Annotated in this window: 20 protein-coding genes; 10 read left to right on the top strand and 10 right to left on the bottom strand. The window is 33.8% G+C overall.

Annotation, left to right across the window (positions count from 1 at the left end):
• Window positions 1-227 precede the first annotated feature (227 nt).
• The gene (locus tag NCC77_RS10705; RefSeq protein ID WP_250835554.1) at window positions 228-1,247 is read left to right on the top strand and encodes a DUF481 domain-containing protein; all 1,020 of its coding nucleotides are present in this window, start codon (window positions 228-230) and stop codon (window positions 1,245-1,247) included.
• A 102-nt stretch (window positions 1,248-1,349) separates the two neighbouring features.
• Here the strand turns inward: NCC77_RS10705 and NCC77_RS10700 are convergent, their stop codons facing one another.
• The 3 genes from NCC77_RS10700 to NCC77_RS10690 form a co-directional block, all read right to left on the bottom strand.
• Window positions 1,350-2,246, bottom strand: coding sequence for a LamG domain-containing protein (locus NCC77_RS10700; RefSeq protein WP_250835553.1), 897 nt, complete (start codon window positions 2,244-2,246; stop codon window positions 1,350-1,352).
• A 348-nt stretch (window positions 2,247-2,594) separates the two neighbouring features.
• Window positions 2,595-3,635, bottom strand: a complete 1,041-nt coding sequence (gene capA, locus NCC77_RS10695; protein ID WP_250835552.1) for a cysteate synthase — start codon at window positions 3,633-3,635, stop codon at window positions 2,595-2,597.
• 72 nt (window positions 3,636-3,707) lie between these two features.
• Window positions 3,708-5,768, bottom strand: coding sequence for a S9 family peptidase (locus NCC77_RS10690; protein WP_250835551.1), 2,061 nt, complete (start codon window positions 5,766-5,768; stop codon window positions 3,708-3,710).
• 144 nt (window positions 5,769-5,912) lie between these two features.
• On the opposite strand from NCC77_RS10690, the gene NCC77_RS10685 reads away from it, so the two are divergent.
• Window positions 5,913-6,233 carry a YbaB/EbfC family nucleoid-associated protein gene (locus NCC77_RS10685; RefSeq protein WP_008462685.1) on the top strand — a complete coding sequence of 107 codons (321 nt, stop codon included), beginning with the start codon at window positions 5,913-5,915 and terminating at the stop codon, window positions 6,231-6,233.
• A 133-nt stretch (window positions 6,234-6,366) separates the two neighbouring features.
• Here NCC77_RS10685 and NCC77_RS10680 read toward each other — a convergent pair whose 3' ends face one another.
• Window positions 6,367-7,386 carry a threonine aldolase family protein gene (locus NCC77_RS10680; protein WP_250835550.1) on the bottom strand — a complete coding sequence of 340 codons (1,020 nt, stop codon included), beginning with the start codon at window positions 7,384-7,386 and terminating at the stop codon, window positions 6,367-6,369.
• A 151-nt stretch (window positions 7,387-7,537) separates the two neighbouring features.
• Here NCC77_RS10680 and prfB point away from each other — a divergent pair.
• The 3 genes from prfB to lpxD all read left to right on the top strand — a co-directional run bounded on the left by prfB (window position 7,538) and on the right by lpxD (window position 10,503).
• Window positions 7,538-8,636 (top strand): peptide chain release factor 2 gene (gene prfB, locus NCC77_RS10675; protein ID WP_111424189.1). Its coding sequence is split into 2 segments (ribosomal slippage): window positions 7,538-7,600 and window positions 7,602-8,636, totalling 1,098 coding nucleotides; the frame shifts between segments, so codons are not numbered across the junction.
• A gap of 86 nt (window positions 8,637-8,722) precedes the next feature.
• Window positions 8,723-9,169, top strand: coding sequence for a peptide-methionine (R)-S-oxide reductase MsrB (gene msrB / locus NCC77_RS10670; protein ID WP_095930900.1), 447 nt, complete (start codon window positions 8,723-8,725; stop codon window positions 9,167-9,169).
• A gap of 335 nt (window positions 9,170-9,504) precedes the next feature.
• The gene (gene lpxD / locus NCC77_RS10665; protein ID WP_250835549.1) at window positions 9,505-10,503 is read left to right on the top strand and encodes a UDP-3-O-(3-hydroxymyristoyl)glucosamine N-acyltransferase; all 999 of its coding nucleotides are present in this window, start codon (window positions 9,505-9,507) and stop codon (window positions 10,501-10,503) included.
• A gap of 49 nt (window positions 10,504-10,552) precedes the next feature.
• On the opposite strand, the gene NCC77_RS10660 is transcribed toward lpxD, so the two are convergent.
• The 4 genes from NCC77_RS10660 to NCC77_RS10645 all read right to left on the bottom strand — a co-directional run bounded on the left by NCC77_RS10660 (window position 10,553) and on the right by NCC77_RS10645 (window position 12,196).
• Window positions 10,553-10,759, bottom strand: coding sequence for a hypothetical protein (locus tag NCC77_RS10660; protein ID WP_250835548.1), 207 nt, complete (start codon window positions 10,757-10,759; stop codon window positions 10,553-10,555).
• Window positions 10,760-10,763: 4 nt separating this feature from the next.
• On the bottom strand, window positions 10,764-11,075 hold the full coding sequence (locus tag NCC77_RS10655) for a DUF3817 domain-containing protein (RefSeq protein WP_250835547.1): 312 nt from the start codon (window positions 11,073-11,075) through the stop codon (window positions 10,764-10,766).
• A gap of 2 nt (window positions 11,076-11,077) precedes the next feature.
• Window positions 11,078-11,536, bottom strand: a complete 459-nt coding sequence (locus tag NCC77_RS10650; RefSeq protein ID WP_250835546.1) for a hypothetical protein — start codon at window positions 11,534-11,536, stop codon at window positions 11,078-11,080.
• A 69-nt stretch (window positions 11,537-11,605) separates the two neighbouring features.
• Window positions 11,606-12,196 carry a TetR/AcrR family transcriptional regulator gene (locus NCC77_RS10645; protein WP_250835545.1) on the bottom strand — a complete coding sequence of 197 codons (591 nt, stop codon included), beginning with the start codon at window positions 12,194-12,196 and terminating at the stop codon, window positions 11,606-11,608.
• A gap of 187 nt (window positions 12,197-12,383) precedes the next feature.
• Between NCC77_RS10645 and NCC77_RS10640 the strand changes: the two genes are divergently transcribed.
• From NCC77_RS10640 to hemN, 5 genes are all read left to right on the top strand, one after another.
• Window positions 12,384-14,012: an acyl-CoA carboxylase subunit beta gene (locus NCC77_RS10640; protein ID WP_095930906.1), complete on the top strand. Its 1,629-nt coding sequence runs from the start codon at window positions 12,384-12,386 to the stop codon at window positions 14,010-14,012.
• 123 nt (window positions 14,013-14,135) lie between these two features.
• The gene (locus tag NCC77_RS10635) at window positions 14,136-14,558 is read left to right on the top strand and encodes a DoxX family protein (RefSeq protein ID WP_095930907.1); all 423 of its coding nucleotides are present in this window, start codon (window positions 14,136-14,138) and stop codon (window positions 14,556-14,558) included.
• 95 nt (window positions 14,559-14,653) lie between these two features.
• Window positions 14,654-15,001: a hypothetical protein gene (locus NCC77_RS10630; RefSeq protein ID WP_250835544.1), complete on the top strand. Its 348-nt coding sequence runs from the start codon at window positions 14,654-14,656 to the stop codon at window positions 14,999-15,001.
• Window positions 15,002-15,106: 105 nt separating this feature from the next.
• Window positions 15,107-15,583 carry a hypothetical protein gene (locus tag NCC77_RS10625; protein ID WP_095930909.1) on the top strand — a complete coding sequence of 159 codons (477 nt, stop codon included), beginning with the start codon at window positions 15,107-15,109 and terminating at the stop codon, window positions 15,581-15,583.
• 120 nt (window positions 15,584-15,703) lie between these two features.
• Window positions 15,704-17,068: an oxygen-independent coproporphyrinogen III oxidase gene (hemN, locus tag NCC77_RS10620; protein WP_250835543.1), complete on the top strand. Its 1,365-nt coding sequence runs from the start codon at window positions 15,704-15,706 to the stop codon at window positions 17,066-17,068.
• A 20-nt stretch (window positions 17,069-17,088) separates the two neighbouring features.
• On the opposite strand, the gene NCC77_RS10615 is transcribed toward hemN, so the two are convergent.
• Window positions 17,089-17,790, bottom strand: a complete 702-nt coding sequence (locus tag NCC77_RS10615) for a sulfite exporter TauE/SafE family protein (RefSeq protein ID WP_250835542.1) — start codon at window positions 17,788-17,790, stop codon at window positions 17,089-17,091.
• Window positions 17,791-17,796: 6 nt separating this feature from the next.
• Window positions 17,797-18,246: a FixH family protein gene (locus tag NCC77_RS10610; protein ID WP_250835541.1), complete on the bottom strand. Its 450-nt coding sequence runs from the start codon at window positions 18,244-18,246 to the stop codon at window positions 17,797-17,799.
• Window positions 18,247-18,248 lie beyond the last annotated feature (2 nt).

Here is an 18,248-nt window from a genome sequence, read left to right as displayed (position 1 = left end):
TTAAAATTCAGCATCTCCAAACAATTCCTACATACAAATGCATAATTCTCACAAAAATACCTTATAGCTCAAATAACCGCTTCTTACAATTGCTTCAAGCGCACTTCAGTTTATCCATAATATTGAGTAACATTAAAAACAGTATTTTTTTGGGATTCTATCTTACATTACGTTTTTATTTCTAACTTTAGCATTACAAGCTGGAAATCAAAGAAATAAACCTAGACATGAAGAAAATTTTACTCTTATTTTTTCTTTTATTTTTCTTAAAAATCACTGCACAGATTTCTGACACTCTTGTATTGAAAAACAATGATATTATTGTAGGTGAAATAAAAACCATGAATAAAGGCATTGTACAGATTGAAACCGATTACAGCAAAGACGATTTTAAATTAGAATGGAAATACGTTAAAAGCATTGGATCAGAAAGAGTTCATATCATTAATCTTTCTAACGGTAATTTATTAAACGGAAAAATTACCAAAATCAAAACTCCTAATAAATGTGAAATCACCAATGTAGAAACGCAAACCAAAACCATTGTTAATCTTACCGATATTGTACGTATAAAACCCGTTGATGATAGTTTTTGGCACAGACTCGATGCCAGCTTTGATGCCGGAATCAAATTAACCAAAGCGCAAAGTTTACAGCAACTAACAATAAACGTAAATTTAGGCTACACTGCAAAAAAATGGTATGGAACTGCTATGTTTAAACAAATTCAATCGATACAAGATGATAGTGATCCTATACGAAGAATTGATACCGATGTTAGTTATGTACATCTACTACCAAAGGATTATTTTATTCCGCTATCGGTCGTGACTTTAAAGAATACAGAACAGGATATTGATCTCCGTGTTGTTTCAAAAGCAGGTTTCGGAAAATATATCATTCATAGCAACAAAAAATACTGGGGAATCGCTTCTGGATTGTCTTTTAACCACGAGCGCTTTACAGAAACTCCAGAACCAAATAAAAGTTTGGAGTTATTTTTAGGCAGCGATCTTAACTTATATGATATTGGCGATTTTAGCATTCAGTCTAAAGTAACCTTCTTTCCTAGCTTAACAGAAAGCAAAAGGATTCGTACCGATTTTTCTGTTGATACTAAATACGACTTGCCACTAGATTTTTTTATTAAACTTTCTTTTGTTTACAACTACGATAATAAACCAAAGCCAGGAGCATCTAAAGATGATTATGTGTTTCAGACCACTTTTGGATGGAAATTAGACTAAAAAAAAGCCTCCTGAATACAGAAAGCTTTCCTTACTATTCCAAAAACTCAATTGCTTGCGCAATAAAAAAAACTAACTAACATTTAAAAACTAAAAAACCATTTATTTTGAGGTAATTTTTTTTGATGGAGTACTGGTAATTTTTAATAAATAAGTCCCTTCTGGAAGATCGCTTATATTCGTTGCATTACTACCCATTAACTTTTGCCCTTGCGAATAAACCTCTACACTTTTTGTTGTTCCACTAACATCGCCCGAAGCAATAATAGTTTGATTTGTTTTTGTTTTTACTGCCGATTTAACTGTTTTAGCCTCTGCAACTGCTGCTACAAGCAAATTAGAAACCTTTTCGCTCTCATATAATTCATTTACTTGATCTGGGGTCAGCGCTATATTATAAATCTTTAAATCGTCTATATCAGCATTAATTCCTACAATCGTATTAATTTCGCCCAATCTAAAAATGTTTCCATTAGTAGATCTTGCCATACCCTCGAGATATTTCAATAATTTACCATCGCGATATATCTTAGAAGTAGTTCCTTCATAGGTAATAGTATAATTGTACCAAATATTCTTTTCAAGCGGTGTAGATACAATAACATCATTAGAAACGCCCCAGGCAGCCAAACTTAAATCGGAGTTAGAAGAAGTTGTTCCTTGCTGTAATAATCCGCAATATTGTGCACTAAGAGGGTTTCCGTAGCCCCAAATATAGTTTGGATTAGAAATAGTATTGAATTTAACCCAAATGCTAATTGTTCTAGCAGTCTTTCCTTGAGGCAGGTTATCAATTACAGCTTCTAAAGCTTTATTATTTAATCGTTGAGCTCCTTTTACAGCTCCTGCTCTGTCAGCTACAAAATTGTCTGTTCCGATAAAAGAAATTGTATTTGCCGTATTGTTTAAAGTTCCATTAAAGTTAAATTCCTGAATCGGTGTTTGAGCGTTCGCATTCAAATAACTTACAAACAATACTGTTAGTAGTAATTTTTTCATAATAGTAGATTTTAGGGATTAAACAACTATGTTGTTTTAATACCTCAAAACTAGATGATTATGGTTCAGATAGAAAAAATTTCCGACAACTTACCAAAATACTCGTTCAAATAACGTTTTTTATGCATTTCATCTATAAAAAGTTATTTTTCAAAACTCAAAAATTTTATTAAAACTTTAAATTAAATTCACAAATATTAATAATTTCTTACGTATAAATACGGTATAATCAATAAAATAATAAATTTCAACTTTTGTATTTTTGCTTAATTACTGAAAAAGAAGCAACAAAAAAAACTCCATTCGAAAATTACGAATGGAGTTTTTATATGAATGGAAAGTACTATATTACTTTACGAATTCAATTTTTTGAGCTTCTTCTTCATTAACACTATCAAAGAAACCTTGCTCGTTCATCCAGTCATCGCTGAATACTTTACTCATGTAACGAGAACCATGATCTGGGAAGATAGCAATAATATTACTGTCTTTTGTAAATTCTCCTTCTTCGGCATATTGCTTAATAGCTTGCATTACTGCTCCAGAAGTATATCCAACAAATAAACCTTCTTTTCTAGTAATCTCTCTAGCAGAGTGAGCACTTTCTTCGTCGGTTACTTTTATGAATTTATCAATAATATCAAAATCTGTAGCCGATGGAATTAAGTTTTTACCAAGACCTTCTATGCGGTAAGGGTAAATTTCTTTGCTATCGAATTCTTTTGTTTCGTGGTATTTTTTCAATACAGATCCAAAAGCATCAACTCCTAGAATTCTAATATTTGGATTTTTTTCTTTTAAAAATTTTGCAGTTCCAGAGATAGTTCCTCCTGTTCCGCTGCAAGCAACTAAGTGCGTAATTTGTCCTTTTGTTTGTTCCCAAATCTCTGGACCTGTAGTGTTATAATGAGCATCAATATTTAACTGATTGAAATATTGATTAATGTAGACCGAACCTTTTGTCTCTTCGTGCAAACGTTTTGCTACATTATAATAAGATCTTTCATCATCTGCAGAAACGTGAGCCGGACAGACATACACTTTGGCGCCTAAACTTCTCAACATGTCAATTTTATCTTTAGATGATTTTGAACTTACAGCCAAAATACAATTGTAACCTTTAATAATGCTTACCATTGCTAAACTAAATCCTGTATTACCAGATGTTGTTTCGATAATGGTATCTCCCGGAGATAGAATTCCTTTTCTTTCGGCTTCTTCAATAATATATAGTGCTATTCTATCTTTTGAGGAATGACCTGGGTTGAAAGCTTCTACCTTTGCGTAGAAATTTCCTTCTAACTCTTCGGTAATTTTATTTAGCTTAATAAGGGGGGTGTTTCCTATTAACTCTAAAACATTATTATAAGCAGTTATTTCTTCTTTCATAAAAAAATAGTTAATCAAAGGTCTTTTCTAAATTAACCTTGATAGGTTGCAAATTTAACAAAAAATTTCTAATTAGCTTTTAATTTTTTCTAAATCTAATAAAAAACTAAATTCTTTTGCTAAGTCTTTTAAAGCCTCAAAACGTCCCGAAGCCCCGCCATGACCTGCATCCATGTTGGTATCTAAAAACAAAAGTTTATTATTTGTTTTCAAATCTCGCAATTTTGCAACCCATTTAGCTGGCTCCCAATATTGTACCTGCGAATCATGAAGACCAGTAGACACATACATATTAGGATATTCTTGTGCTTTTACGTTATCGTAAGGCGAATACGACAACATATAATCGTAATATTCTTTCTTGTTTGGGTTCCCCCATTCGTCATACTCTCCAGTTGTAAGCGGAATGCTGTCGTCCAACATCGTGGTAATTACGTCTACAAAAGGCACCTGAGCGATAACGCCATTATACAATTCAGGAGCTTCATTTACAATTACTCCCATTAAAAGTCCTCCGGCAGATCCTCCTTCAGCATAAAGATGTTCGGGAGAAGTATACTTTTGGTCTATTACAAATTTAGAGCAATCGATGAAATCTGTAAAGGTATTTTTCTTTTTTAACAGTTTTCCGTCTTCATACCATTGTCTTCCCAAGTCCTCGCCTCCTCTGATATGCGCAATAGCATAAACAAATCCGCGGTCTAAAAGCGACAATCTTGTCGAAGAAAAGTACGTATCCATCGTAATTCCATACGAACCGTATGCGTAAAGCAACAACGGATTTTTACCATTTTTCTCCAATCCTTTTCTGTAAACCATCGAAATAGGCACTTTTACGCCATCTCTTGCTGTTGCCCAAACTCTTTCTTCTATATAATTGTTCTTATCAAATTTCCCTCCTAAAACCTCTTGTTCTTTCAAGATTTCTTTGGTTTTAGTCTTCATATTAAAATCAATTACAGAAGACGGAGTTGCCAATGATTGATAACTGTAACGCAAAATATCGGTATCAAAATCAACATTTGTTGTCGTGTACGCATTATACGTTTCACTGCCAAAAGGAAGATAATAATCTGGCTCATCGCCCCAAGGCATAATCCTAATATGATTTAATCCGTTAGAACGTTCTTCTACGACTAAATAGTTCTTAAAGATTTCAATATCTTCCAACAAAACATCTTCTCTATGCGGAATAAGATCTACCCAGTTTTTCTTTCCTGTTTTACCTTCAGGCGTTTTCATCAATTTAAAATTGGTCGCCTTATCTTTATTGGTTAGAATATAAAAAGAATCTTCATAATGAGAAATACTGTATTCTAACCCGCGTACACGAGGCTGAAAAACTGTAAATTCTCCATCTGGATTACTTGAGTTTAGAATTCTATATTCTGTTGTCAAAGTACTTCCAGAACCAATAACAATATATTTTCTTGATTTTTCTTTACTGATTGACACATTAAAAGTATCATCAATTTCATCAAAAACCAAAACATCACTTTCAGATGCTGTATTTAATTTATGTCTAAAAACCTTATCGGCTCTCAACGTAACTTGATCTTGTCTTACATAAAAAATAGTACTGTTGTCATTTGCCCACACTGAAGCGCCTGTAACATTTTCTATTTTATCTGCTAAGATTTCACCAGTCTCTAAGTTTTTTACTTGAATCGTATAAATTCTTCTTCCAACAATATCTACTCCAAAACTAGCAAATTTGTTATCTGGACTAATGCTTAAACCACCTAATTTGAAATAAGCGTGTCCTTTTGCCATTTCGTTACAATTAAAAAGAATTTCTTCTTCGGCAGAAAGGCTTCCTTTTTTTCTTGCAAAAATTGGATAATCCTGCCCTGTTTCGAAACGTGTAATATAAAAGTATCCATTATAAAAATAAGGAACAGAAGAGTCGTCTTCTTTAATCCTTGCTTTCATCTCTTCAAACAGACTATCTTTCAAATTTTGGGTATGAGAAGTCATGCTTTGGTAATAAGCATTCTCCTTATTTAGATAATCAATTACTTCAGAATCCTCTCGGTTATTAAGCCAGAAATAGTTGTCAATTCTAACTTCTTTATGTTTTTTTAATGTCTTTGGAATTATTTTAGCCTTTGGGGCCGATATATCATTTTGCATTTATTAAGCATTAATTTTTAAATATGAAGACGCAAAAATAGCACAAACCCAACAGAACAGAATTAATTTTTTCTTAAATTATTCTATTGAATTCACACAGCAATATAGTAATTTTGTCTGAAATAATTTAAAAAATCAACAAAAATGGATTTAATGGGAATGATGGGCAAACTTAAAGAAACCCAGCAAAAAATTGAAGATACTAAAAAGCGCTTAGATACTGTTTTGATTGATGAACAAAGCGCTGACGGATTATTAAAAGTTACTATCACTGCTAGTAGAAAAATAAAATCACTTTCTATTGATGATTCTCTTTTAGAAGATAAAGAACAATTGGAAGATTATTTAATTGTAACGTTAAATAAAGCTATAGAAAAAGCAACAAGTGTAAATGAAAGAGAATTAGACGCCGTAGCTAGAATGGATATGCCGTCTATTCCTGGAATGGATAATTTGTTTAAATAAGAAAGATACAAAGATACAGAGTTGCAAAGATACAAAGGTTTCTTTTCTTACCTTAAAAATAAAAAAAGACGCAATATGCGTCTTTTTTTTATAAACTTTGTTACTCTGAACCTTTGTCACTTTGTCACTTTCTCTAAAACTTCGAAAGCGTATCAATTACATACGTATGCATTACTTCTTTATAATCTAAATGCGTTACAATACGAAGTTTATTATGCCCTAAAGAACTTATTAATATATTTTTCTGTTTTAATTTTTCGATTAACAATTGGTCGCTGTAACCTTCTGCAAGCGAAAAAATCAAAATATTGGTTTCAACGGGTTCAATAGATGCAATCCAAGGTTTTGTGCTTAAGACCTTTGCAATTTCTTTCGCTCTGCGATGATCTTCTGCCAATCTTTCAATATTGTGAGCCAAAGCATATAATCCTGCTGCTGCCAAATAACCCACTTGACGCATTCCCCCGCCTAATATCTTCCTGATTCTCAACGCTCTGTGAATATCAGCTTTACTTCCAAGCAGTACAGAACCAATTGGAGCGCCTAACCCTTTAGACAAACAAACTGAAATGGTATCGAAAATTGCCCCAAATTCTCTGGGATTCTGTCTTTTAGCCACTAATGCATTCCAAATTCGAGCTCCATCTAAGTGAAACTTCAAATTATGAGCATCACAGACTTTTTTTATCTCTCTTAAATCTTCTAATTCATAACAAGCTCCACCACCTTTATTGGTCGTATTTTCTACACAAACCAAACTGGTTAACGGACTATGATAAAACTCCGGATCGTTTATTGCGGCTTTTACTTGCGCAGCAGTTATCATTCCGCGATTTCCATCCAATAAACAGCAAGAAACACCGCTATTAAAAGAAACTCCTCCACCTTCATAATGATAAACATGAGCATATTTATCTGCAATTAATTGTTCTCCAGGCTGCGTGTGCAGTTTAATTGCAGTCTGGTTTGCCATAGTTCCAGACGGAAAAAAAAGTCCAGCTTCCATACCAAAAAACTCTGCTGTTCTGTTCTCTAATTCAATCACCGTTGGGTCCTGTTTGTATACATCATCGCCGACATGAGCGTTAAACATATACTGAAGCATCTCATAAGTAGGCTTTGTTATGGTATCGCTGATTAAATTTATTTCCATATTCTAAAAACTATATCTTATTTTTGTATGCAAAATTACGTATTACAAATAGTTATTCTTGGCAAGTTTAATAAAATTTAACTCGCTCGTTTCTATAGACCAAATTAACGTAATAATTCTAAAAAACATATAAAAACCTATTAATTAATTTATGACAACAGCCGAACAAGTAAAAGGTATTGTGGAGCGCCTTGGTGCGTTGAGGAGGTATCTTTGACGTCGATGCTAAACTAATCGAGATTGCAAACGAAGAAGAAAAAACTTTCGCTCCTGATTTTTGGAACAATCCAAAAGAAGCAGAGAACATTGTAAAAAACCTTCGAAACAAGAAAAAATGGATTGAAGATTATGACAAAGCCGTATCACTTACAGAAGAATTACAGCTGGCTTATGATTTTTACAAAGAAGGAGAACTTTCTGTAGACGAATTAGATGAACAATATGAAGCGGCACAAGCACATATCGAAAATATCGAATTCAAAAACATGCTTTCTGATGAAGGCGACAGTTTAAGTGCGGTAGTTCAAATTACTGCAGGAGCTGGCGGAACTGAAAGTTGCGATTGGGCAGGAATGCTGATGCGTATGTATATGATGTGGGGAGAAAGCTATGGTTATAAAATCAAAGAGCTTAACTTTCAAGAAGGCGACGTTGCTGGAATAAAAACCGTAACTTTAGAATTCGAAGGAGATTACTCTTTCGGGTATTTAAAAGGAGAAAATGGTGTTCACCGTTTGGTTCGTATTTCGCCTTTTGACAGTAACGCAAAACGTCATACTTCTTTCGTATCGGTTTATGTTTATCCATTAGTTGATGATAGTATCGAAATCGACATTAATCCTGCCGATATCGAAATCACAACTTCTCGTTCGAGTGGTGCTGGTGGACAGAATGTAAATAAAGTTGAAACTAAAGTTCAGTTAGTTCACAAACCAACTGGAATTCAGATTCAATGTTCTGAAACGAGATCTCAACAAGACAACAGACAGCGTGCCATGCAAATGCTTCGTTCTCAGTTGTATGAAATCGAATTAAAGAAACAACAAGCGCAACGTGCTGATATCGAAGCTGGAAAAATGAAAATCGAATGGGGTTCGCAAATTCGTAATTACGTTATGCAACCTTATAAATTAGTAAAAGACGTTCGTACAGGTTACGAAACCAGTGATGTTGACGGTGTAATGAACGGAAATATCGATCCATTCCTTAAAGCCTATCTGATGATGATGGGACAGAAGGAAGAGGAGTAGTATTCAGTGGCAGTGTTCAGTTTTTTTTAGTGTTCACTTGCAGTGAACTTGAAACCTGAAACCTAAAACTTTAAAACAAAAAAGTTATGATAAAATGGGCAGATGTAATTCATTTTACAAATAAAGGAAATCCAACTCCAGACAAAAGAGTGGAGAAAACGGATGAAGAATGGAAACAAATTCTAACTCCAGAAGAATTTCAGGTTACGCGTTTAAAGGGAACTGAAAGATCTTTTAGCTCAGAAATGTGCAGTTTGTTTGAACCTGGAATTTACGAATGTAAATGCTGTGGCACTTTGTTGTTTGATGCCAGCGAAAAGTTCGAATCTGGAACAGGATGGCCCTCTTTTACACAACCCGTAAAAGAAAATGCGGTTGGATATCACGCGGATAGATCTCACGGAATGATTCGCGTTGAAGTAACTTGTAATGTTTGCGATTCGCATTTAGGTCACATTTTTCCTGATGGTCCACCTCCAAGTGGTTTACGCTACTGCATTAACGCAGTTTCTTTATCAAAAATCAAAGAATAATACATCAAAAAGCGGTTCATTAAAACGAATCGCTTTTTTTTTTATTAAACCCTCACTATAAATGATTTAACAAAACAAATGTAAGCGATAACCTAACAATTAAATTATTTATTTTCTATACTAACTTTCCAATTATTCTAAACAAAATACCCAAGCATATATTACTCAGTTTATTAAAAAACCCTCATTAAATTAATACACTGAATGTTAATTTTATAAAAATTACCATCTTATTTTAAACATTTATTAAGAAACGTGAAAAAATAATTAGGTAATTAAAATCTAATTCATTTTATTTGGCAAAAAATAACCCTTTAGTCGATTAAAATTTGTCAATGAGATCCTATTCAATTCAAGAAATTAGCGAAGTTATTAATGGTGTAATTTACGGCAGTACTTCACAAAGCGTAACTGCAACAGAACAATTAGAAAAAGCAACGACTTCGGAAATCTCATTTATCGGAAATAAAAAATACGAAAAATACTGGTCGACATCTAATGCTTCCATTGCAGTTGTAAACGAAGATATTTCAATAGAGCCTGGAGAGAACCGCGCTTTTATAAAAGTAAAAAATGCCGATTTGGCAATGTCACAAATCCTTGCCCTTTTTGCTCCCCCTGCCCCAATCTTTCATAACAACATTCATAAAACAGCCACTATAGACGAAACCGCTATAATTGGTGAAGGCGCTAAAATTGGCGCTGGCTGCTACATTGGCCCAAAAGTAGAAATTGGCGCTAACACCGTAATTTATCCTAACGTGACCATTTTAGACGAATGTACAATCGGAAGAAACACGATTATCTGGTCTGGAACTGTTATTCGCGAACGTTGTCATATCGGAAGCGAATGCATTATTCACCCAAACGCAACAATTGGTGCAGATGGTTTTGGATTTCGTCCTTGTACGGAAAAAGGATTGGTAAAGATTCCGCAAATTGGAAATGTTATCATAGGAAATGGAGTTGAAATTGGCGCAAATTCTTGTGTGGACCGAGGAAAATTCAGCTCTACAATTCTTGGTGACGGATGCAAAATTGATAATTTAGTCCAGATTGGACATAATAGCAAATTAGGCAAGTTCTGCATTATGGCCGGAAACAGTGGTTTAGCAGGTTCTGTAACCTTAGGAAACGGAGTTATTATTGGCGGAAGCGCTTCTATAAAAGACCACACTACAATTGGAGATGGTGCCATAATTGGTGCCGGATCTGGCGTTACCGGAGATGTTCCTGCAGGAAAAACAATGCTTGGGTACCCTGCCGTTGAAGCTCGTGATGCTTTAAAACAATGGGCTTTGCTTAAACAAATGGTTTGCATTCCTAAAAAATAATTCAATTCTATTTATAAAAAAACATCCGCAAAAGCGGATGTTTTTTGTTTTATAAAGCTTCACATTCAAAGCCAATAACTTTCATCAGGAAAATTACTTTTTCGATAATATCATCTTTACATTCAAATCTGAGAATATTATCGCAATCTTCAAGATCAAAATTCCATTTTGAATCTGGAAACAAGCGATTCAGTTTTGGCGTAACTTTCTTCACTTTCGAAATGCTGTCAACATTTGTTTTGAATACAAAAATCATGATTTTACCCGTTTTTAATCTTACTTAAAATTTTAGAATCAATATAAAAAGTACCAAAGGGAATTACACAAGCTAAAAGCACTTTCCATGTTGTAGTTGCAAACTTCCAGTTCTGCTCTACTCCAACGCTTATTGTATTAAATATAAAAAGTAGAAATAAAGCACCATGAATGGTTCCTATTGGCCTGGTAAGAAATGGCATTTCAAAAATATATTTCATGGGCATTGCTATAAAAAGCAAAATCAAAAGTGAAATTCCTTCAAGAAATCCAATAATTCGTAAACGTCCGGTATTGGTCTGAAATAAATTTTTCATAATTATCTAAAATAAGGTCGGTTAGCAAGAGGTGAAAATGGCCACGGAATGGCAATAAAAATGATTATTAAAGCGATAGAAAACCAAATAAGCATGGTTTTAAATTTCTCTTTGTCAGAAAGTTTTCTTTTGGCTAGAGCAGATCCAATTGTTATAAAAATGATCGCTATAAGCATTAATGTAATATGAATAATTCCGAAGAAAGAAGCATCCAGATTTTGAACAGCCTCTTTATAATTTCTCCAGAAGTATTTCACAATCGGACTTTGCACATATACCAATATTCCAAAGAGAAGCTGAATATGAGCAATTGTGGCTGTCCAGTGTCTCAGGAGATTATCCTTTTTTGTAAAAGGAAGTTTTTGAGAATAACCTCTGTAAGCAATGAAAATAGAATACAATAAGCTTACTAATACAAGCCATCTCACAAATGAATGGCCTTCTAAAAGTGTTTGATACATTGTTTTTTGATTTAGACAATGCAAATATATTCAAAAACATACCATTTGGTATGTTTTTGAATATTAATTTTATTTCAAACCATTCAAATAAACATTAAGTTCCTTTAAATAAACTAGATAAGAAGAATTATCGTTCTGAAGTTTCCCGAAATTTCGTATTCCCCAATAACCAGATAAGATAAAAAATGCTACTTGTTCGCCAACAACATCTTTGCGAATTAAACCTGATTCTTTTCCTTTTTCAATTGAATTGATGATAGTTGCCTTCCATAAATCAACCAATTCCGCTAAAGCTTCACTGAATTTAGTATTCCATGGCGTCATTTCCTGAGTAAGATTTCCAACTGGACAGCCGTATTTTACCTGCAGGAAAGGATCTTCGAGCAACAGATACGAAATCATATGATAAAAATCCTCAATCGGATTTTGAGAGGCTTCTGTTGGCTTTATGAAATGTTCCTGCATCGTTGGCTTTAGAATTTCTTCAATAATTGCAACTCCCATTTCATCTTTCGTTTTAAAATGATAGTAGAAAGCACCTTTTGTTACTTGAGTTGTCGCAATAATTTCATCAATACTAGTGGTCTGATAACCTTTGGTATAAATCAATTCAAATGCTTTATGAAGAATAGTAAGTCGTGTATTTGCTGCTTTTGACATAAAAAATACTAATTAGTATGAAATAACAAATTAAAGAAAAATAATTAAGTAATCCTTCTCGCCCTACTTTTGAAAAATACAATGAAAAAACATTTGCAAGCTATTTCTTAAATTCGTGAAGCTACTCATTTATTTCAATTGATTTTGTAAATTAGCCAACACTATTTTATCAAATCAATACTACATCATGGATTTAAACTTCAATAAAAACGAAGATCACAATAAATTACTTCTTTCTGAACTAAAACAAAAATTCGCAAAAGTAAAATTGGGCGGAGGCGAAAAAAGAATCGAAAAACTGCATGCTGAAGGTAAAATGACCGCTCGCGAAAGAATTGCTTATTTATTGGATGAAAATTCTAAAAGTATTGAGATTGGAGGGTTTGCTGGAGAAGGAATGTACCCAGAACATGGTGGCTGCCCTTCTGGAGGTGTTGTGGTGAAAATTGGCTACATCAAAGGCAAACAATGTATTGTAGTTGCCAATGATGCAACTGTAAAAGCCGGAGCTTGGTTTCCGATTACAGGAAAGAAAAATCTTCGTGCGCAAGAAATTGCGATGGAAAACCGACTTCCTATAATTTATCTTGTAGACAGTGCAGGAGTTTATCTGCCAATGCAAGATGAAATTTTTCCAGACAAAGAACATTTTGGACGTATTTTTAGAAACAACGCTCAAATGAGCAGCATGGGCATTACCCAAATTGCTGCCGTCATGGGAAGCTGTGTTGCTGGCGGAGCTTATCTGCCAATTATGAGTGACGAAGCCCTAATAGTTGATAAAACGGGAAGTATTTTCCTTGCTGGAAGCTATTTAGTAAAAGCTGCTATTGGAGAAACAATAGACAATGAAACTTTAGGTGGTGCGACAACACATTGCGAAATTTCAGGCGTTACCGATTATAAAGCCAAAGACGATAAAGATGCTTTAGATAAAATCAAAAATATTGTAGATAAAATTGGTGATTTTGATAAAGCAGGCTATAGCCGAATCAAATCGGAAAAACCGGCATTAGAACCCAATGATATTTACGGAATTCTTCCAAAAGCCAGAACCGAACAATACGATATGATGGAAATCATTAAGCGTCTGGTTGATAATTCAGAATTTGAAGCTTACAAAGAAGGTTACGGACAATCTCTCATTACAGGTTATGCAAGAATTGATGGCTGGGCTGTAGGGATCATTGCCAATCAAAGAAAAGTGGTGAAAACCAAAAAAGGAGAAATGCAGTTTGGCGGTGTTATTTATTCTGATAGTGCCGATAAAGCTACCCGTTTTATTGCCAATTGCAACCAGAAAAAAATTCCATTGGTATTTTTACAAGACGTAACAGGTTTCATGGTGGGTTCAAAATCAGAACATGGCGGAATTATTAAAGATGGCGCCAAAATGGTAAATGCTGTTAGCAATTCTGTTGTTCCAAAATTTACCGTTATTGTCGGAAATTCATACGGAGCAGGAAACTATGCTATGTGCGGAAAAGCTTATGATCCGCGATTAATATTTGCTTGGCCAAGTGCAGAACTTGCTGTAATGGGCGGGACTCAAGCGGCAAAAGTATTGGCGCAAATTGAAGCTTCTTCGCTTAAAGCAAAAGGAGAGAAAGTCGATGAAGCAAAAGAAACAGAGCTATTCAATAAAATAAAAGCACGTTACGACGAGCAGACTTCACCTTATTATGCAGCCTCAAGATTGTGGACAGACGCAATTATTGATCCATTAGAAACCAGAAATTGGATTTCAATGGGAATTGAAGCTGCAAACCACGCTCCTATTCAAAAACCATTCAATTTGGGAGTTATTCAAGTTTAGTAATTTAAGAATTCTTAAAGAAACATTAAATTAAAAGCAAGAAGCTTATTTTCAAGATGTTAAAAATAAATATTTAATTAAAAATTAGTAACTTAGTAATGTAATTTTTAATCACACAACATCATGGAAAATGTAAAAAGTTTGAATAAATGGGCAAATTCGCACACTTATTTACCAGTTGATTTAGTACGTATTGTTTTGGGTGGATTTTTATTTATGAAAGGTGTCTCTTTCGTCACCAATATTCAATACCTGCATGATTTGATTTCCCCTATCGATAAGTATGGCGGAGGTATGTTTATGCTACATTACATTGCTCCTGCCCACATGATTGGTGGTATAATGATTATTTTTGGACTTTTAACCAGATGGGCAATAGCAGCTCAATTACCCATTTTATTCGGAGCCGTTCTCATTAACTTTATGGGACAAATGCACTCCGAAAGTTTAGTTTTAGCATTAATCATTTTATTTGTCTGCATCTTTTTCCTATTTTATGGAAGCGGTAAACATTCGGCAGATTATTATTTTAAAATGCAACAATAACCTTTAAGCCCCCATTTTATTGGGGACTTTTTTTTGAGTGTTAATTAATTCTATAAAATTTCTTTAATTGCGTTTTATGACTTAAATTCGCCGGCATGAATTGGATTCGTAAAACCGTTATTTTCATTACGCTTTTGCTAGCGGGATTGTTTGCTTATCAGGCAGACCAAGCTTCTGCACGCATAATCGAAACAGAAAAATCGGATACCAATTTCTGTAAAGACGTTTTAGATTCTTCTGCATTTATACAGCCTCAGGGAAGTTATCAGTTTGCGGCAAACATCAAAACAAATCCTAGCGGAATTATTAAATGTTTTGACACGCTATTACCGCTAATTCCACAGCATCAAACAGTTACTTATAACACCGCATACACCAAACTTTTTACCACTCAAAGTAAAAAGGTCTCGGTCATACTTTATGCTTTCCATTTTTTCTGGTAAATAAATACTTGATTTTTCCCTAGAAGATTATTCTTCTAGCACTTAATTAGCCGTTTTCAAACTGAAAACCGCTTTATCTCATTTATTTATTTCATTAAAAACATCATGGAAACTACTACCACCATTATGGGTATTGTGATTCTGATTATTGTCGCTATCCCAGTATATTTTTCTGCGCGCTCATCTGCAGCTAGCAAATCAAGAATTTTAAACATCAAGAAAAGATTCAATCCAAATCATCCAGAAGATTTTGACTTGACAGAATCAATCAACAATAAGACTTTAACGATTGATCAGAAAAATAATAAATTCATTTTGATGAATTTCAATCCAAATCAACAGGAATCAACCTATGTAGACTTAAATACAATTGCTTCCAGCAAATTAATTCCGACAACAGATGCTGGTTCAGATACAATTATCAAAATTGATTTCGAGTTTCAAGAAAAAGAAACATCCAAAAAAATATTAATTCCATTCTATGATTTTGATGATGACCGCATCAAACAGATTAGTGTCTATCAAGATCATCAGTTTGCGAAAAAATGGCTTAAAATCATCCAAGATTCTATATCACGTTAGTTATTTAATTCAGTAAAGAGGCTCAATTTTGGGTCTCTTTTTTTTTACAAGTTATATGATATTTGTCATTTTATGTCTTCGCCTGAAGTTTTAATTTTGATGAAAACTAAATCCGTCGTTATGAAAATTTCTTTGACACAAAAGTACAATGTTCCAGGTCCAAGATATACTAGTTATCCGACAGTTCCATATTGGAACGAAGCTGACTTTACATCAGAAAAATGGATTACTACTTTAAAACAATCATTCTCAGAAAGCAATTCAAAGAACGGAATCAGTTTATACATTCACCTGCCTTTTTGCGAAAGCATGTGCACATTCTGCGGATGCAACAAGCGTATTACCAAAAATCACTCCGTAGAAGAGAAATACATTCAGGCCGTTCTTAAAGAATGGGAAATGTATTGTGATTTACTTCCAGAAAAGCCCGTTATTAAAGAAATACATTTAGGCGGAGGAACTCCAACATTCTTTTCAAAAGAAAATCTGGAGAGCCTTATAAACGGAATTTTCAGAAATGCTGTAAAAGCAACAAATCACGAATTTAGTTTTGAAGGACACCCAAACAATACAACTTACGAACAGCTTAAAAAACTTTACGAATTAGGCTTTCGCCGAGTAAGTTTTGGAGTTCAAGATTACTCTGCAACTGTTCAAAAAGCTATAAATAGAATTCAGCCATTTCATAATGTTGCCAAAGTAACTTTTTGGGCAAAAGAAATTGGCTACACATCAATTGGACACGATATTATCTTTGGACTTCCGTTTCAAACTATTGAAGATGTAATAGATACAGTTGAAAAAACCAACTCATTAAAACCAGACAGACTAGCATTTTACAGTTATGCACACGTGCCTTGGATAAAAGGGAATGGACAACGAGGTTTTAATGACGAAAATCTACCTAAAGATTCGGAAAAAAGAAAACTGTATGAAATTGGTAAAAAACTTTTAATTCAAAACGGTTATCATGAAATTGGCATGGACCATTTTGCTTTAACAGATGATAGTTTATACAAAGCCGCACATAATGGAAATCTGCATAGAAATTTCATGGGCTATAGTGCTTCTAAGACACAAGTTATGATTGGACTTGGCGTATCTTCTATTAGCGACAGCTGGTATAGTTTTGCACAAAACACCAAAAGTCTAGAAGAATATTACGAGATTTTAGAGTCTGACCAACTTCCTGTTGTAAAAGGTCATATTTTGAACGCTGAAGATCTAATCATTAGAAAACATATTCTGAATTTAACCTGTGAATTAGAAACTTCCTGGACTGGTGAATCTCTAAATTTTGCCGAACTTCCTGAGGTTATTATTGCTTTAAAAGAAATCGAAAACGATAATTTAATTATTATTGAAAGTAATAAAATCAAAATTACAGAAGAAGGAAGACCTTTTGTACGTAATATTTGTATGGCTTTTGATTTACATCTAAAAAGAAAGTCACCGGAAACAAATTTGTTTTCGATGACCGTATAAAATCTTTTTAAAATATCTTTTTAATGGCAGTTTGGAGTCTGCTGCACAAATAAACTCATGTTTGAAGGAGAAATATAAGGAATACCTAATCCTAATCCACGAAGGATAAATAAAACTCCAATTATAACGGCTACATAAGGAATTGCCTTTTGAATTTTGTTTCTGAAAGGCAGTTTCAGCAATGTATTTACATAAACTACAATAGTCATCAAAGGAATTGTTCCTATTCCAAACAAAAGCATATAAAGTATACCAAGACCTGCGCTCTGCATGGCTATTGCTCCAAACAAAGCAACATAAACCATTCCGCAAGGCAAAAATCCGTTTAGAAGACCAATTGTAAAAAGAGATTTATAACTCTTGTTTTTAAACTGACTTCCAAGATTGGCTTTAACTTTTGAAATGATTTTGTATACTGGTTTAGAAAAATTGTATTGAGCAAATTTCTTCTCAGGAATCAAAACCACAACAATCATAATTACACCAATAATTATTGACATTTTCTGCTGTAATCCTGCAAGAAAAAAACCTCTTCCGAGCAATCCAAAAATCAAACCAATTGCTGAATATGCAGCTAATCGACCAAAATGATATGTCATAATCTGTGTTATTCTTTTGGCTTCATTTTGCCTGTCTACAGGAAGCATCATAGCAATTGGTCCGCACATTCCAACACAATGCAGGCTACTGATCAAACCTAAAAAGAAAGCTGAGAATAACATTTTGATCTAGTTTACGTAAATAACTTCTTTAGTGAGATATTTTTTTCCTTCATACTGCCATTCCATATTCACATCCCAACGTCCTTTTATTAATTTTTTCTGCGGAATAATGATTTCTGAATTAGTTAAGGCAATTTGAGTATTAAAGTCGAATTTTTTGTTTGAAGGTCTATATAATTGAATATTTCCTTTCACTTTACTGCTTTCAAATCCTGCAGGAAAAATTACCGCTACACCATCTTCAGTATATTTTATTGATGGCTTATGCTGCAAATCGTGTGCATTTTGAATTCTTGCCATTTCGTCCTGAAAGTGCGTATCGTGTTTGTAATATTCTTCAACTACCAGATCGTTATCGTATTTAGAATTTGACTGCACTTCAAAAACAAAATATAAAATGAATGTCATAAACAATCCGAATGCAATGACAATTCCAGTTCCCCAATTTAATTTCATAA

Source organism: Flavobacterium tyrosinilyticum, from assembly GCF_023656565.1.
Classification (GTDB): domain Bacteria; phylum Bacteroidota; class Bacteroidia; order Flavobacteriales; family Flavobacteriaceae; genus Flavobacterium; species Flavobacterium tyrosinilyticum.
This window is presented reverse-complemented; position numbering and strand designations above follow the sequence as displayed.

Coding starts and splice junctions, on each gene's coding strand:
- NCC77_RS10705 (WP_250835554.1), top strand. CDS start 228: ATGAAGAAAATTTTACTCTTATTTTTTCTTTTATTTTTCTTAAAAATC.
- NCC77_RS10700 (WP_250835553.1), bottom strand. CDS start 2,246: ATGAAAAAATTACTACTAACAGTATTGTTTGTAAGTTATTTGAATGCG.
- capA (WP_250835552.1), bottom strand. CDS start 3,635: ATGAAAGAAGAAATAACTGCTTATAATAATGTTTTAGAGTTAATAGGA.
- NCC77_RS10690 (WP_250835551.1), bottom strand. CDS start 5,768: ATGCAAAATGATATATCGGCCCCAAAGGCTAAAATAATTCCAAAGACA.
- NCC77_RS10685 (WP_008462685.1), top strand. CDS start 5,913: ATGGATTTAATGGGAATGATGGGCAAACTTAAAGAAACCCAGCAAAAA.
- NCC77_RS10680 (WP_250835550.1), bottom strand. CDS start 7,386: ATGGAAATAAATTTAATCAGCGATACCATAACAAAGCCTACTTATGAG.
- msrB (WP_095930900.1), top strand. CDS start 8,723: ATGATAAAATGGGCAGATGTAATTCATTTTACAAATAAAGGAAATCCA.
- lpxD (WP_250835549.1), top strand. CDS start 9,505: ATGAGATCCTATTCAATTCAAGAAATTAGCGAAGTTATTAATGGTGTA.
- NCC77_RS10660 (WP_250835548.1), bottom strand. CDS start 10,759: ATGATTTTTGTATTCAAAACAAATGTTGACAGCATTTCGAAAGTGAAG.
- NCC77_RS10655 (WP_250835547.1), bottom strand. CDS start 11,075: ATGAAAAATTTATTTCAGACCAATACCGGACGTTTACGAATTATTGGA.
- NCC77_RS10650 (WP_250835546.1), bottom strand. CDS start 11,536: ATGTATCAAACACTTTTAGAAGGCCATTCATTTGTGAGATGGCTTGTA.
- NCC77_RS10645 (WP_250835545.1), bottom strand. CDS start 12,196: ATGTCAAAAGCAGCAAATACACGACTTACTATTCTTCATAAAGCATTT.
- NCC77_RS10640 (WP_095930906.1), top strand. CDS start 12,384: ATGGATTTAAACTTCAATAAAAACGAAGATCACAATAAATTACTTCTT.
- NCC77_RS10635 (WP_095930907.1), top strand. CDS start 14,136: ATGGAAAATGTAAAAAGTTTGAATAAATGGGCAAATTCGCACACTTAT.
- NCC77_RS10630 (WP_250835544.1), top strand. CDS start 14,654: ATGAATTGGATTCGTAAAACCGTTATTTTCATTACGCTTTTGCTAGCG.
- NCC77_RS10625 (WP_095930909.1), top strand. CDS start 15,107: ATGGAAACTACTACCACCATTATGGGTATTGTGATTCTGATTATTGTC.
- hemN (WP_250835543.1), top strand. CDS start 15,704: ATGAAAATTTCTTTGACACAAAAGTACAATGTTCCAGGTCCAAGATAT.
- NCC77_RS10615 (WP_250835542.1), bottom strand. CDS start 17,790: ATGTTATTCTCAGCTTTCTTTTTAGGTTTGATCAGTAGCCTGCATTGT.
- NCC77_RS10610 (WP_250835541.1), bottom strand. CDS start 18,246: ATGAAATTAAATTGGGGAACTGGAATTGTCATTGCATTCGGATTGTTT.